This is a genomic window from Parasphingorhabdus sp. (assembly GCF_039968395.1).
Classification (GTDB): domain Bacteria; phylum Pseudomonadota; class Alphaproteobacteria; order Sphingomonadales; family Sphingomonadaceae; genus Parasphingorhabdus.
The window spans coordinates 684,908-699,266 of record NZ_JBDVPV010000005.1 but is presented as its reverse complement, the minus strand read 5'-3'; the positions used below and the strand labels follow the sequence as shown (position 1 = coordinate 699,266).

Here is a 14,359-nt window from a genome sequence, read left to right as displayed (position 1 = left end):
CCGCAGCTTATGGGGAATAAGTGCGGTGTGTTGAGTTTGGCATCGGGAATTCAGGGGAGAAGAGCAAATGACATCGTCATCAGGCACAGGAATCAAGCAAAAACTTGCTCTGTTTCTGCCCGGTATCTTCCTTTTGGGTTTTAACATCGGGACAGGTAGCGTCACGACAATGGCCAAGGCCGGTGCAACTTATGGCATGTCGCTATTGTGGACGGTGCTGATTTCCTGCGCGGCAACCTATATCATGATTGGTGCCTATGGCAGGTATACGCTAGTCACCGGTGAGACCGCGCTTCAGGCATTTCGCAAACACATACACCCTTTTGTGGGCATATTTTTCATCGTCGCCCTTACGGTTGGGGTCGCGGGAAGCGTGATGGGCGTGATGGGCATTGTCGCCGAGATCAGCTACGAATGGTCGCGAACGTTTATCCCGGGCGGTCTAGCTCCGATCTACTGGGCCGCATTTTTTGTGAGCCTTGTTTTTATCATTTTCTGGAACGGGCGAACCCAGGTTTTCGAACGTGCGCTTGCCGTCATTGTCGCGATCATGGCTGCGAGTTTTGTTCTGAATTTTTTCCTGATGATGCCGCCTCCGGTGGATATTTTGAAAGGCTTTGTGCCTTCCGTTCCCGCCATTCCTGAAGCCCAGCCAAACGGACAGGCTGCGGGCCAGGGGCCATTGCTGCTAATTGCTTCGATGGTCGGTACCACTTTATTCTCCGGGCTTTTCATCATTCGCACCACCTTGGTCAAAGAAGCTGGCTGGACGATCAAGGATGACAAGCAGCAGCGCCGCGATGCGTTATTTGCGGTCATCATGATGTTTGTGATTAGCACCGCCATCATGGCTGCTGCAGCCGGATCGCTGTTTGCAGAAGGTGTCGGTCTGGATCGTCCGGCCCAGATGATTGGCCTGCTGGAACCGTTGGCCGGACCTCTGGCAGCTTCGATCTTTGCGATAGGTATCATCGCGGCGGGTGTTTCTTCGCAATTTCCCAATGTCCTGATGCTGCCATGGCTGCTTTGTGACTATCAAAATTCCGCACGAGAAATGACATTGCCGAAATATCGGGTCATGGTATTTCTCATCTCGCTGCTGGGACTGGTTGTGCCCTTGTTTGAAGCGCGTCCGCTATTCGTCATGATTGCTTCTCAAGCCTTGAATGTGGCCGTATTGCCAGCGACAGTAGCCTGTATAGCCTATCTGGGTAACAAGACCGAATTGATGGGCGAATATCGCCATGGTCTGTTCATGAATTTTTGCCTGGTTTTGATATTCCTGTTTTCCCTTGTGACCAGCTATATGGGCTTTCAGGGTTTGCTAGCTATGATAGCGGGCTAGCTGATGTCCGGAGAAGGAAACAATCATGCGTGAATCGTGGAGATGGTTTGGGCCGAACGATCCCGTAAGTCTGGCAGATATTCGTCAGACCGGTGCGACAGATATCGTCAGCGCTTTGCACGATGTTCCCATAGGGGAGATATGGTCTCGTGAAGCCATCAAATCCCACAAAAATCTGATTGAAGAGCACAACTCCACGATGACGCCTTTGCGCTGGACGGTAGTTGAGAGCATTCCTGTTCATGAAGATATCAAACTGGCTGCGCCCGGCTATGAAAGATATATTGATAACTGGATTGAAACACTCAACAATCTTGCAGCGGAGGGCATAAAAACCATATGCTATAACTTTATGCCGGTCATTGACTGGACGCGCACGGATTTGAAATATCAACTGCCCAATGGAGCTTTTGCTCTCAGGTTCGATCAGGATCAGTTTGCAGCTTTTGACCTGTTCATATTACAACGTGACAATGCGAAGAATGATTATTCGCAAGATGAATTTGTTCGTGCCGAACGTGTGTTTGACGCAATGACTGATGAAGACGTTACCGGTTTGACTCAGACAATAATCGCTGGCCTTCCGGGCAAAATGACGGATGCTTATACGCTCGACGATTTCCGTCGTGCCCTGGAGCACTATGCCCTTGTCGATCACGCCCGGTTGCGCCAGAATCTGTTTGGTTTTCTGGGTCAGGTCTTGCCACATGCAGAAAAGGTCAGCGTTGTACTTGCCATTCATCCCGACGATCCACCGTGGGATATGTTTGGCTTGCCCCGTGTCATTTGTACCGCCGAGGATCTCAACAAACTATTTGATGCGCTTCCCAGTCCAGCGAATGGTATAACATTATGTGTCGGCACATATGGCAGCAGGCCGGATAATGACTTGCCGCAAATGGCGAAAGATTTTGCCGAACGCATTCATTTTGCGCATCTGCGCGGTGTAACCCGAGATCCCGGGGAACAGCGTTCTTTCTATGAAGCCAGCCATCTGGATAGCGATATCGACATGGTCAAGGTGATACGCAATCTGCTGGAGAATGAAGTGACATTGCAACGTGAGATCTACATTCGCCCTGATCACGGCCATCTGATGATGAGTGATGTCAGCCGCGCATCCAATCCCGGTTATTCAGCCATTGGCAGGATGAAGGGTCTTGCCGAGATACGCGGAGTGACAAAGGCAATATTGGCCCTGGATGCAAATTGATTGGCTGCGCCGTCTATCAGAAACTGATCGTGCTTAGATCAAAGTCTAAAGGGTTCAAGCCAGACTCCGCTGCCAAATTATCGCTTTTGTAAACCATAGCAATTCTTGGCTGTTTGCCTCTTGCCTGACCCCTGTTTCAGTCCCTATCTGGAATGAACAAAGATTCGCTTCAGATACAGAACGGAAAAGCAGATGGCAGAAACATATCGTACCAAGATGTTGATCATGGGTTCGGGCCCCGCAGGTCTATCGGCGGCAATATACGGCGCACGCGCAGGCCTGGAACCGATTGTTGTCCAGGGCCTTCAGCCCGGCGGTCAGCTGACGATCACGACGGATGTGGAAAACTATCCCGGTTACAGGGATGTGATCCAGGGCCCCTGGTTGATGGACGAGATGCATGCACAGGCTGAGAAGGTCGGAACGCGCACGATATTTGATACAATAGTCGATGTTGATTTTTCCAAACGTCCGTTTCGGCTCATTGGCGATGGCGGGGATGTCTATGAAGGCGATACGCTTGTCATCGCAACCGGAGCTCAGGCGAAATGGCTTGGCGTAGAAGGTGAAGAACAATTGGGCGGCAAAGGTGTGTCGGCTTGCGCGACCTGCGACGGTTTTTTCTATCGGGGCAAGAAGGTTGTCGTGATCGGTGGCGGAAACACTGCGGTTGAAGAAGCGCTATATATGACCAATCATAGTGATGATGTGACACTTATCCATCGCCGGGACAGCCTGCGTTCGGAAAAGATTCTGCAGGACAGGCTGTTCGCCAATCCCAAAATCAATGTTTTGTGGAACAAGACGGTCGAGAAATTCGTTGGCGGTGGTGATCCGGAAGGACTGGTTGGCGTCGATCTGGTTGATACGCAGTCAGGCGAGAAATCGCATCTGGCAACCGATGGAGCATTTGTTGCAATAGGGCACGCACCGGCAACGGAAGTGTTCAAGGATCATCTGGACCTGATTGACGGCGGTTATATTGAGGTAGAGCCCGGAACCCCAAAGACAAAAATTCCCGGCTTGTTCGCTTGCGGAGACGTTATGGATCATGTCTACCGTCAGGCAGTGACAGCCGCAGGAACCGGTTGTATGGCCGCACTTGATGCAGAACGTTTCCTTGCTGAAGAGGAATTTGCATTGATCGCAGCGGAGTAATCAGAAGCTCTTCAGGGCGGCCAAAAGCCTTTTTTCCAACCAGGCTTTCGACTTTTCATCGGCGAAGCTGTGGGATGCGCTATCGATAGTTTGCACGGTTATGTTGCTGTTTTTGCGGGCGCGGGAAAAATCACTACTTTGCCATGCCGCGAGGAAAACTCTTGCAGTTGTATCTCGGCTTGAGATCAGAACTTCGGTCTTCTTGTCGATTCCGAGCAGTGCCTTATGCAACTTAATTGCCAGCTCACCATTTTCTTGTTTTTGTGTGGCTTGTTTGAGACCTTTAAATAGCTTTCTGAAGTTTATCTTGCCCCCGAGAACATCCAGTATCGTGCGAGGATTCTTGAGGCGATCCCAGTATCTGGCGCGGATGGCGGAAGGGGGAGGGGAGGATGGACTGCTATCCGGTAAATCTGCCGATTCATATACCCAGGGATTGGCGAGAACGAGCATGTCCACGTTCACAATGTTCTGAAACAGAGCAATGCTTGTCGCAGCGTCGCAATTTCCAAATGCCACTATCTTGGTTACATGCGGGCAAATGGTCCGAAAGTGTCGGATCGCGGCCGCATAGTCAGACTCCGCACCCTCGAATTCTGCGTTTGTTCCGTCACTGTCACCGATACCGCGCCGATCATAACGAAAGACTGAATAGCCTGCAGAGGAAATGGCCTGGCCCAATCGTGCCATTCCGGCATGTGCACCCGCCCTGATCTCGTTGCCGCCGCTGACGATCAGCAGTCCGACCGGTTGCTCTCCGGAATCCAGTGTGGCTGCCAATTGGGCGCCTTCGCATGAAAAACGGTGAAAGGTGCGAGTCATTGCGCTGTCCACGACACAAGATCGCCAGCAATGGCGGCGGAAAGCGCTTCATCACTGTCAGGCTCGGCTCTGAGCCAGAGAGGAGAGCCAGAAATCTGCGTATCAGCCGGTTTGGAATCGCCTTCAAGACGGACCGTGCGGATATTCTCCAACTCGGGAGGTTGAGCTGCCTGAAGATTGGAAAACAGTGCGGGGCCGATTTGATTGCCTGCAAGATTTATTGACTGGCTCTGCGCTTGTTCCGTTAGCTCCGCCAATGTTGTTTGTTTTCCCTCTTCCTTGTCAGAAGCCACCCGCGTGCGCATCAGGGTCCGCAACAGATTTTGACCTTTTACCGGCGCCAATCTCCAGTTTTTGACTGATTTATCAATGTCATCGATCAAACAGCTGCCTCGAAATGATGCGACTGCGACAGGTTCGCCAAATTGATCCACACAAGATCGCAATGCGTCGCGCCAAATCTCAAAATTTGCCTGTGCAGGAGGGAATCTGCTTTCATTGGTACCTGGCAAATCCGGGAGGATCGAACCGATGTTTTGTAAGTCGAGATTTCTCATGAGGTCGGCCAACATTCGCCGGGTCCGGTTCATTTCGTCGAACAGGGGAGGGATGAGAAGTATCCAGCGGTCGTGCTCGCTGCCAGCCCGAAGGCAATATTCACTATTCTCGCGAAATGGGTAACTCGAAAAGTCGAGTGTTGTACTCACTCAGCAACCTTCATTTCGGCGAAGGCAACAAGGTTTCCGAAGGTTTCGAACAGTTCGCCGTCTACCTCATCATCCTCGATCATGATGTCGAGACGATCTTCCAGTTCCGTCAGGAGGCCGGCGACTGCCATGCTGTCCAATTCCGGAAGGGCTCCGAAAAGCTCGGTTTCCGGCGTGAACCCGGCCACTTGCTCTTCGCTCAGACCCAAAATATCCTGCATGACAGAGCGGACGGCCGCGTCCGGAGACAAATCCATATTTTCCGACATCTACAACCCCCGATTCCCGGACAACGGCGCATCCCTAGAGTGAACTGCGCCGCCCGACAAGACCCGAGGCATAATGTTTCAAAATGGGTAGCCAGGACAATGGATTGTTTGGCCAGAACATTTCCAGCCGGTAACGTGGCCGCGACATTTCCATCCAGTCCCGTTTATACGGATCGTTCCCGGTCCCGAAATCGACCAGATTTACTCTATCCACGTCAATCGCGTGCTGAAACATTGCCACGGTGAGTAGTGTTCCCGGTGAAGATTTGGTCGCATCTTCGATATGAGCCAGCTTGTGAATAAGCGCTTCGCCGTTCTCGACCGTCCAGAATTGTGCCGCAACCGGTTGTCCGTCAATATAAGCGAGACCAAGGCGAAGACACCCCGCTTCTGCTTCACGTTGCGCGAGACTTTTGAGAAACTCCGGACTGCCTTCTTCCGGTTTCCAGCTATTCTCGTAAACGTGCAGATAGTCATTCCAGTGTTCGTCTGAGAACTGGGTTTCGATGCGAGTTGTGACGATATTCTTCTTTGCCTTCCGGCGCACCGTATTGCGGAGTTGCCCGGGTCTTTCTGCCCAATATTTATCGAAGGTTTGTCCTTTGACATTGAGAATATGATTATCGTCTGCTTTGGATTTGAATACCACCCAGCCTGCCTGCTCAAAGGCTCGTTCGGTCAGGCTCGCAGATTGATCTTCCTCTGGAACCGGATAAATCTCTATGTGATGAGACGTCTTGCGAAGGTCTGACGCGATTTTGGCCAGTAGCGCCAGCTTTGTGACTTCATCAAAGGTTCCGGTAAACACCGGACGGAAGGTAAAATTATACCAATTGGCGAGTCCTTCATAGCGTCCGAGACCTGTTTTCATCAGGTACATCCATGCCTGAGCACCATTCTCGGAACTGTTTGCTAGAATCGGCTGATGGTCCGAAACACAATATTCATGCAGTTGCTGCACCCAGTCGAGGCGATCAAACAGCGATTTCTGGACGCTGCGATCGAGCTTTTTACCAGCAACCGCTTGCACTGACTGAAAGTTATCGTGATATTCACTGTTCATTGCTACTGTCATGTTCGTCACAAAATCGTTCTTTTCCCATAGGCTCAAGCATTTGAATACTCAATCGGATAACCCTGCTTTCGCACTGGATCGGCTCGCACTGGCAGGTGATCCGGAAGCGATCGCGCTTATCACGCGTTCCGGTACTCTTAACTACAAGATGTTAAATCATCGTGTCGGCGCAATGGCGCGCTGGTTATCGAATCAAAATCTCGACGAGGGTGATCGCATTGCGAGCTGGTTGCCGAAAACCGAGCTGGCCTGTCTGATGCCACTCGCGGTGGTCAGGGCAGGGCTTGTCTACGTTCCGGTGAATCCATTGCTGAAACCCGCGCAAGTCGGGCATATTATCGAGGATAGTGGTGCGCGGATGCTGGTGACGAACGCACCCAGATTAAAGTCACTCGATGGTTCATCGATCAATGATCAGTGTTCCGTCCTGAGTGATGGTGAAGTTGTTGCCGCTTTGGATGCGGTGAATGATCCCTTGCCCTGCAATGACGAAGGATTTGATACCGATGCATTGGCGGCGCTGCTTTATACCAGCGGATCGACCGGTCGACCAAAAGGCGTGATGCTTAGCCATGCCAATCTCAGTATCGGCGCGGTCAGCGTAGCAGAATATCTAAACCTGACTGCAGATGACAAGACGTTATGTGTGCTGCCACTCAGCTTTGACTATGGTCAGAACCAGCTGCTTTCAACCTGGATCGCAGGCGGATGTGCAGTCCCCCTGGATTATTTGACATCGCGGGATGTTCTCAAAGCTTGTGCCAGGGAAAAAATCACGACTCTTGCCGCAGTTCCGCCGCTTTGGGTTCAGCTTGTGGAGCAGGAGTGGCCCGCAGAGGCCACAAGTGCGATGCAAAGACTGACAAATAGTGGTGGCGCCTTGACGTCAACTCTGGTCACGCAATTGCGATCCATATTTGGCGACAAAACGGATATATTCGCGATGTACGGACTGACCGAAGCGTTCCGTTCCACTTATCTCGCTCCAGAACTGATCGATGAGAACCCCACTAGCATGGGGACTGCAATCCCGCACGCCGAGATCATGGTGATCAATTCCAATGGCGAACTTGCCGAGCCAGAGGAAGAAGGCGAGCTGGTCCACGCCGGACCGCTGGTTGCGCAAGGCTACTGGCAGGATCCCAAACGCACCGCCGAACGGTTTAAACGTGCACCGGATATGTCAAGATATGGAGGACTTGCAGTTTGGTCCGGAGACACGGTCAAACGCGGGAAAGACGGGCTGTTATATTTTGTTGGCCGCACCGACAGTATGATCAAGAGCTCGGGTAACCGCATCAGCCCGTCGGAAATCGAAGAGGCTGCAATCGCCAGCGGGCTGGTAGCTGAAACCGTTGCTCTTGGTATCCCGGATGAACGTCTGGGGCATGCAATCCACTTGTTTGTGCGCAGCTCTAATGCGGCCGCCGGGGAAGACCAACAAAAGCAGCTGGCGCAATATCTAAAACGCGCTTTACCGAATTTTATGCAACCCCATGCTATTGCCTGGCTGGATGAGTTTCCAAAGAATCCAAACGGAAAACTTGATCGTACTGCGTTGATAAAGGTCGTTACGTCATGACGAAAATAAAGCCGGTTGGCCCCATCCCTGCAGGATTTGAGGCGCGCGATGGAGATTTGATCATTGGCGGGAAAACGGCGACTGCTCTGGTTGAACAGCATGGTTCTCCTGTTTTCGTCTATTCGAAAGAACTTCTCACCAAACGTTTGGCTGATTTGCGTCAGGCAATGCCGGACGGGCTGGATATACATTATGCCATGAAGGCCAATCCTTTCGGGCCTTTGCTGGAACATATGGTCTCATTGGTTGATGGAATCGATATCGCTTCGGGAGGAGAACTCTCGATGGCGCTTGCCGCTGGTGCAGATCATATCAGTTTTGCAGGGCCTGGGAAGCGGGATAAGGAGTTAATCGCGGCGATTGAAGCCGGTGTAACGATCAATATCGAGTCACCGACCGAGTGTGACCGGGCGCTGGATATCGCTGCCAAAGCAGGAAAAACGCCGATACTCGCTATTCGCGTGAATCCGGATTTTGATCTCAAGGGCTCCGGTATGAAAATGGGCGGGGGCGCCAAGCAATTTGGTATGGACATCGACCTGGTGGCGCCCGTTGTTGCCAAGATACTGGAAGCCGACGGAAACTGGCGCGGGTTTCATATTTTTGCAGGTTCTCAGGCATTGAAGGCCGACGCCATTATCGAAACACAGGCGCAAACTCTGGCATTGGCTGCCAGACTGGCGGGGGAGATTGGCGTGGCTCCTGCCCATGTAAATCTGGGGGGCGGAATCGGAATACCCTATTTTCCCGGTGACGAGTCTGTCGATATCGTCGCCGTGGGTGCAGCACTGTCGAAAGAGCTGGAATCCTTGCCCGATATTTTGAAAGACACGCAATTCGCCGTCGAACTCGGACGCTATCTGGTTGGAGAAGCAGGAGTTTATCTCACGCAGATTGTTGATCGCAAGATCAGTTGCGGAGAAACGTTTCTGATAACCGATGGTGGACTACATCATCAATTGGCGGCCAGCGGCAATTTCGGAACGGTGGTAAAACGCAATTATCCGGCGGCTATCGCCAACAAGTTCGGCATAGAACCCGAAGAGGTCGTTTCGATTGTGGGGTGCTTGTGCACGCCTCTGGACCGGCTAAGCGACAATGCCAATATGCCAACTGCCAATGTTGGTGATATTGTCGCGATGTTCTGTGCGGGAGCCTATGGTGCCACCGCAAGTCCTGCCAATTTTCTGGGGCAGGGGCCGGCGACGGAGATATTTCTCGATTAACAAAATATTGATGTGACACATGCGCTGGGCCGAGCTTCGCCGTTAATCAGCTAATCCTAACGCTATTTTCACTATTTTCTCACATAGCTTTCTTGAGACTTTGCGCGACGCAGCTGTTTCCAGCGGGGAATAGATGGTCGTGGCAGGCTGAACGCGAGGTATTGATGATGAGTTTTGTATTAAAAAACAAACGTTTGCCGAACTGCTTTGTAGCCGCGGGACTGGCTTCGCTGGCGGTTACCGGTTGTGCGGGCGGTTCCTCTGGAGCGCAGCTTCCACCCGCTTCCTTTGTTTCGATGCAGGAAGGCCCGGGCGAAGAATATGTGATTGGTCCGCTCGACGAGTTGACAATTTTTGTCTGGCGCAACCCGGAACTTGGGGCGAAAGTACAGGTTCGTCCGGATGGACGGATCACGACTCCGCTGATCACTGATATGCCTGCCGTGGGTAAAACACCGGCGATGCTGGCCGAAGACCTCAAACTGCAACTGTCCGAATATATAAACGAACCGATTGTGTCGGTTATCGTCAACAATTTTTCAGGGACCTTTTCCCAGCAGATTCGCGTGGTTGGCGCGACCGAAAAGCCGGCATCAATTCCCTATCGGGCCAACATGACCTTGCTTGATGCCATGATTGCGGTTGGCGGACTTTCTGAATTTGCGTCCGGCAACAAGGCCCGCCTCGTGCGGTTTAACCGCGGCACCGGTCAACAGCAGGAATATGCGTTGCGTATCGGTGACTTGCTGAAGCGCGGCGAGACCAAAGCGAATGTCATGCTGCGTCCCGGAGACGTGATCATCATTCCTGAAAGCATGTTTTAATCCACTGAATTTTCGCATTCAAAAGGATCTACAAGATCGATGAACGGCCTTTACGATGAAATCAGAATAGCAATTCACAGTGTCTGGAACAGACGCTGGATGGCGCTGGCCGTTGCCTGGGGCATTTGCCTGCTGGGCTGGCTGGTGGTTGCCTTGATCCCCAATAGTTACGAATCCAAAGCACGGGTTTTCGTGGAGATGCAATCGATCCTGACCGAAAAGGTGGGAATTGAGTCGCGCGAACGCAAAAAGAACATGGAACGCGTTCAGGAAACACTGGCATCGACAATCAATCTCGAAAAAGTGGTTCGGGGTACTGATCTGAACCTGACTGTTGCCAGCGACAGAGAGCTTGCCGGCAAGGTTGAAATGCTGCGCAAGAATATCGTGATCAAGTCGGAGAAGGATAATCTCTTCGAAATCACAGCCAATTCGTCCGCCAGCAATCTGTCTGATGCAGAAAATGCGAAACTCTCTCGCGAAATCGTCCAGAAAATGATCGACATTTTTGTCGAGGAAAATTTGTCGGGTGATCGCGATGAAACCAGCCAGACATTAAAATTCCTCGATGCCCAGTTGGCAAACCGGGAAAAGGCTTTGCAGGAAGCGGAGCAGAAGCGCGTTACGTTTGAAACCGAAAATTTGGGGTTGTTGCCCGGGATTGGATCAATCAGTCAGCGCATGGAAGCTGCTCGGGCAGAGCTGAGCCAGCTCGATTCACAACTGAGCCAGTCTTCTGCATCGCTGGCCGCACTGAACGGTCAGTTGGCAGGGACACCTGCAACGATTGCAACTCCCGGTTTCGGCGGTTCAGGCGGCAGCGCGCTTTCGCAAGCCCAGGGCAAGCTGGCTTCTGCGCGGGCACGCGGCTGGACAGACAGTCATCCGGATATTATCGCGATGAAGAAAGAAATTGCAGCTCTTCGTGCACAAGGCGGAGGCGGATCTACTGCAGGCTATCGAACGCCAAATCCGGCCTATAGCTCGCTTCAAAGCATGAGAGCAGAACGCCAGGCTTCTGTCGCTGCTCTGCAAGCCCGCAAGAACGCCATACAGGCCGACATGGCCCAATTGGCCTCGAAACAGTCTCTTGAGCCCGGTGTTGCCGCTGAAATGGCGCGGATAAGCCGGAATTATGATGTCTTGAAAGAGCAATATGACAAGCTGCTGGCGGACCGCGAGCAGATCAAATTGCGCGGACAGGTCGAAACCGAAACGGATTCCGTCAAATTCAAGGTTATTGATCCCCCATCAAGCCCACGATCTCCAGCGGCGCCCAATCGTCCGCTGTTGCTTGCTCTGGTGCTGTTTGTCGGAATCGGCAGCGGTGTCGGATCAGCTTTTGCAATGGGTCAGCTCCAGACCAGCTACCCGACGGCGTCGAAGCTGGAAAAAGCCAGCGGATTGCCGGTCATTGGCTCCGTTTCACAAGTATTGACCAGCGCACAGCGTGTGCTGCGGAAAAAGAAAATGCGCCTATTCTACGGTGCGGGTAGCGCATTGTTCGGGATTTTTGCCCTGCTCATGGTGGTTGAATTTGTCCAGCGCGGCATGGTGGCTTGAGGAAATAACATGAACAAACATAATCCTCTCAGCAAATCCGGATCGCTCCTTGAGCGCGCAGCGCAGGTCTATGACTATATGCCGTCAAACGCTGCTCCGCCGGTTCCAAATCCGGCACCGGAATTGCTGCCGCCAGAAAATGCAACAGCGCCAGCCGCGCCGGGTATGCCGGTTCCGGCAACGAGATATGATGGTCCAACGGTCATTGTGGACCGGGACAAACTTCGGGAAGCTGGGTTTATCGTCCCGAATGGACCAGTTACCGGCATTTCCGAGGAATTCCGGATCATCAAGCGGCAACTGCTGCTGTCGGCAAAAGGAAACTCGAGGCAAGGGCCATTGCCCCATGGCGAGAGAATTTTAATCTGTTCGGCTCATCCCGATGAAGGCAAAACTTTTTGCGCAATGAATCTGGCCCTGTCGATTGCAGCAGAAAAAGACAATGAAGTGCTGCTTGTGGATGCGGATTTCGCGAAGCCGAGCATTTTGTCCAGTCTTGGACTGGAGGGCAATAAAGGGCTGATGGACGCACTCGCAGATCCGGCATTACCGGTTGAAAACTGTATCATCCGAACGGATATCCCGGGGCTGGCCATATTGCCAGCCGGCGACCAGACCAATGCGGATACGGAGTATCTGGCATCATCCAGAACGGCTGAGGTTCTCAATCGCCTGACACAACACAATCCCAACCGGATTGTGATTTTTGACTCTCCGCCTGCGCTATCCGCTTCACCCGCGTCAGTGCTCGCAACACACGTCGGGCAGGTGTTGATGGTCGTGAAAGCGGACGAAACAACTGAAACAGCCTTGAGAGACGCTCTCAGTCTTCTGGCGGGCTGTGATCACATCCAGCTGCTGCTGAACGGGACCAAATTCTCCCCGACGGGACGGCGGTTCGGATCATATTATGGATATGGAGAATAACCATGACCGCGCGTAAAAGTTTGAATGTGCTGAAATATGGTGTGCTGATTCCACCGATGATGATCGCTGCTTTTCATCCAGCTCAGGCCAGAGACAAAAACCTTGAAGTGACGCCCTATCTGGAAGTCCAGCAGGTGCTTGTCGCTGACCTGAACAACGGCACAGATGTTCTGACATACACGTCCGTTGCCGCTGGGGTTGATAGTTCATTGCAAACCCGGCAGGCTGAAGCGCAGGTCAGCCTCCGCTACGAGCGCCGGTTTTTCTATCAGGACAATATAGGTGATGACGATATTATCAGCGGGCTGGCTCGCGGGAGTGTCCAGATCGTACCCAATGTTCTTTCGCTTGAAGCTGGCGGAATTGCAACGCGCAGTCGTACTGATTTGCGCGGCGCGGCTCCTTCCAACACCGTGGGCGACTTTGACAATTTGACGCAGGTCTATTCTGTCTATGCAGGGCCTTCTCTGGCGACAAATGTCGGGGCTCTAAATGTCGCTGCAAATTATCGGGTCGGCTATACCAAAGTCGAGGCGGATGATGCGATCGTACTTGCGCCCGGTCAGCTGCCGATTGATGTATTCGATGAAAGTGTGACCCATTCGGCCAATGTCAGCGTCGGGATGAATCCCGGTGAATTGCCATTTGGCTGGAACGTCAGTGGCGGATACGAACGGGAAGATGCCGATCAGCTTGATCAGCGTTTTGAAGAAAAATATGCACGGGCAGATTTGACTGTTCCGGTGTCGCCCACCCTGGCACTTGTCGGTGGTGTCGGATACGAAGATATCGAGATTTCCGAACGGGATGCTGTTCGGGACGTAAACGGCGTACCCGTTGTCGACAATGACGGCCGTCTGGTTACTGACGAAACATCACCTCGGTTGCTGTCCTATGACCAGGACGGCATCATCTGGGACGCTGGCGTGTTATGGCGCCCAAGTCGCCGCACATCGCTGGAGGCAAGAGTTGGCCGTCGATATGGCAGCACGACTTACGCCGGGAGTCTGGGATATCAACCGAATGAAAACACATCACTGGGAATAGCGGTTTATGATACCGTGTCCGGATTTGGCGGACTGCTGAACGATAGCCTGTCTACTCTCGGAACCAGCTTTATCAGCAACCGCAATCCGCTCAGCGGGGAGTTTAACGGTTGTGCATTCGGCCAGACGAGCAGCTTCTGCTTCAACGATGCCTTGCAGTCGGCGTCTTCCTCTTCATTCCGCGCACGCGGGGTCAATGGGCAATTAACTTACGCTCATGCGGGTTGGAGCACCGGTGTGGGTGTCGGTTATTCGCGTCGGAGGTTCTTCGCTTCGCAATTGGGTAGCCTGGCGAGTGTCGATGGACTGGTTGATGAAAATTACTACGCGAATTTCTTCATCGGCAAGCAGATCGATGCGCGTTCCAGCTTTGATGCCAACGTATATGCAAACTTGCTGGATAGCGGTTTTGCTGGTGCGGGCAATGTCCTTAGCCTCGGTACCAATGCTGCTTATTACTATCAGTTCCTTCCTGGTTTGAAGGGCACTGTAGCCGCAGGACTGGACAGTTTCCATCAGGATGGTTTCGACAGTGAACTGACCGCTTCGGCTCTTTTGGGGCTGCGCTATGACTTTTAATCCACATTTGAACAACCTTGGTG

13 protein-coding genes are annotated in these 14,359 nt (G+C 52.5%); 9 read left to right on the top strand and 4 right to left on the bottom strand.

Annotation, left to right across the window (positions count from 1 at the left end):
* Positions 1-67 precede the first annotated feature (67 nt).
* The 3 genes from ABJI30_RS14045 to trxB all read left to right on the top strand — a co-directional run bounded on the left by ABJI30_RS14045 (position 68) and on the right by trxB (position 3,716).
* Positions 68-1,345: an Nramp family divalent metal transporter gene (locus tag ABJI30_RS14045; RefSeq protein WP_348017315.1), complete on the top strand. Its 1,278-nt coding sequence runs from the start codon at positions 68-70 to the stop codon at positions 1,343-1,345.
* A 25-nt stretch (positions 1,346-1,370) separates the two neighbouring features.
* Entirely contained in the window at positions 1,371-2,558 is a 1,188-nt protein-coding gene (uxuA, locus tag ABJI30_RS14040) for a mannonate dehydratase (RefSeq protein ID WP_348017314.1), read from the top strand.
* 192 nt (positions 2,559-2,750) lie between these two features.
* On the top strand, positions 2,751-3,716 hold the full coding sequence (trxB, locus tag ABJI30_RS14035; protein ID WP_348017313.1) for a thioredoxin-disulfide reductase: 966 nt from the start codon (positions 2,751-2,753) through the stop codon (positions 3,714-3,716).
* Here trxB and ABJI30_RS14030 read toward each other — a convergent pair whose 3' ends face one another.
* The 4 genes from ABJI30_RS14030 to ABJI30_RS14015 are packed head-to-tail and all read right to left on the bottom strand — an operon-like array spanning position 3,717 to position 6,589.
* Positions 3,717-4,538 carry a hydrolase 1, exosortase A system-associated gene (locus tag ABJI30_RS14030; RefSeq protein WP_348017312.1) on the bottom strand — a complete coding sequence of 274 codons (822 nt, stop codon included), beginning with the start codon at positions 4,536-4,538 and terminating at the stop codon, positions 3,717-3,719. It abuts the gene before it with no gap.
* Positions 4,535-5,245 carry a hypothetical protein gene (locus tag ABJI30_RS14025; protein ID WP_348017311.1) on the bottom strand — a complete coding sequence of 237 codons (711 nt, stop codon included), beginning with the start codon at positions 5,243-5,245 and terminating at the stop codon, positions 4,535-4,537. The genes ABJI30_RS14030 and ABJI30_RS14025 overlap by 4 nt, the downstream gene beginning before the upstream one ends.
* Positions 5,242-5,514, bottom strand: coding sequence for an acyl carrier protein (locus ABJI30_RS14020; protein ID WP_348017310.1), 273 nt, complete (start codon positions 5,512-5,514; stop codon positions 5,242-5,244). Before ABJI30_RS14020 ends, ABJI30_RS14025 begins: the two co-directional genes overlap by 4 nt.
* A 34-nt stretch (positions 5,515-5,548) precedes the next feature.
* A complete protein-coding gene (locus tag ABJI30_RS14015; protein ID WP_348017309.1) occupies positions 5,549-6,589 on the bottom strand; it encodes a GNAT family N-acetyltransferase in 1,041 nt (346 codons plus the stop codon).
* Positions 6,590-6,629: 40 nt separating this feature from the next.
* On the opposite strand from ABJI30_RS14015, the gene ABJI30_RS14010 reads away from it, so the two are divergent.
* From ABJI30_RS14010 to ABJI30_RS13985, 6 genes are all read left to right on the top strand, one after another.
* Positions 6,630-8,171, top strand: a complete 1,542-nt coding sequence (locus ABJI30_RS14010; protein WP_348017308.1) for an acyl-CoA ligase (AMP-forming), exosortase A system-associated — start codon at positions 6,630-6,632, stop codon at positions 8,169-8,171.
* Between the two features lie 5 nt (positions 8,172-8,176).
* Positions 8,177-9,397, top strand: coding sequence for a pyridoxal-dependent decarboxylase, exosortase A system-associated (locus ABJI30_RS14005; protein ID WP_348017829.1), 1,221 nt, complete (start codon positions 8,177-8,179; stop codon positions 9,395-9,397).
* Positions 9,398-9,564: 167 nt separating this feature from the next.
* On the top strand, positions 9,565-10,221 hold the full coding sequence (locus ABJI30_RS14000; RefSeq protein ID WP_348017307.1) for an XrtA/PEP-CTERM system exopolysaccharide export protein: 657 nt from the start codon (positions 9,565-9,567) through the stop codon (positions 10,219-10,221).
* 39 nt (positions 10,222-10,260) lie between these two features.
* Entirely contained in the window at positions 10,261-11,784 is a 1,524-nt protein-coding gene (locus ABJI30_RS13995; RefSeq protein ID WP_348017306.1) for an XrtA system polysaccharide chain length determinant, read from the top strand.
* Positions 11,785-11,793: 9 nt separating this feature from the next.
* Positions 11,794-12,711: an AAA family ATPase gene (locus ABJI30_RS13990; RefSeq protein ID WP_348017305.1), complete on the top strand. Its 918-nt coding sequence runs from the start codon at positions 11,794-11,796 to the stop codon at positions 12,709-12,711.
* Between the two features lie 2 nt (positions 12,712-12,713).
* Positions 12,714-14,336: a hypothetical protein gene (locus ABJI30_RS13985; RefSeq protein WP_348017304.1), complete on the top strand. Its 1,623-nt coding sequence runs from the start codon at positions 12,714-12,716 to the stop codon at positions 14,334-14,336.
* Positions 14,337-14,359 lie beyond the last annotated feature (23 nt).

Excerpts from the sequence above, each read along its gene's own strand:
- trxB (WP_348017313.1), top strand. The coding sequence starts at position 2,751 with ATGGCAGAAACATATCGTACCAAGATGTTGATCATGGGTTCGGGCCCC.
- ABJI30_RS14030 (WP_348017312.1), bottom strand. The coding sequence starts at position 4,538 with ATGACTCGCACCTTTCACCGTTTTTCATGCGAAGGCGCCCAATTGGCA.
- uxuA (WP_348017314.1), top strand. The coding sequence starts at position 1,371 with ATGCGTGAATCGTGGAGATGGTTTGGGCCGAACGATCCCGTAAGTCTG.
- ABJI30_RS14045 (WP_348017315.1), top strand. The coding sequence starts at position 68 with ATGACATCGTCATCAGGCACAGGAATCAAGCAAAAACTTGCTCTGTTT.
- ABJI30_RS13995 (WP_348017306.1), top strand. The coding sequence starts at position 10,261 with ATGAACGGCCTTTACGATGAAATCAGAATAGCAATTCACAGTGTCTGG.
- ABJI30_RS13985 (WP_348017304.1), top strand. The coding sequence starts at position 12,714 with ATGACCGCGCGTAAAAGTTTGAATGTGCTGAAATATGGTGTGCTGATT.
- ABJI30_RS14015 (WP_348017309.1), bottom strand. The coding sequence starts at position 6,589 with ATGACAGTAGCAATGAACAGTGAATATCACGATAACTTTCAGTCAGTG.
- ABJI30_RS14020 (WP_348017310.1), bottom strand. The coding sequence starts at position 5,514 with ATGTCGGAAAATATGGATTTGTCTCCGGACGCGGCCGTCCGCTCTGTC.
- ABJI30_RS13990 (WP_348017305.1), top strand. The coding sequence starts at position 11,794 with ATGAACAAACATAATCCTCTCAGCAAATCCGGATCGCTCCTTGAGCGC.
- ABJI30_RS14000 (WP_348017307.1), top strand. The coding sequence starts at position 9,565 with ATGAGTTTTGTATTAAAAAACAAACGTTTGCCGAACTGCTTTGTAGCC.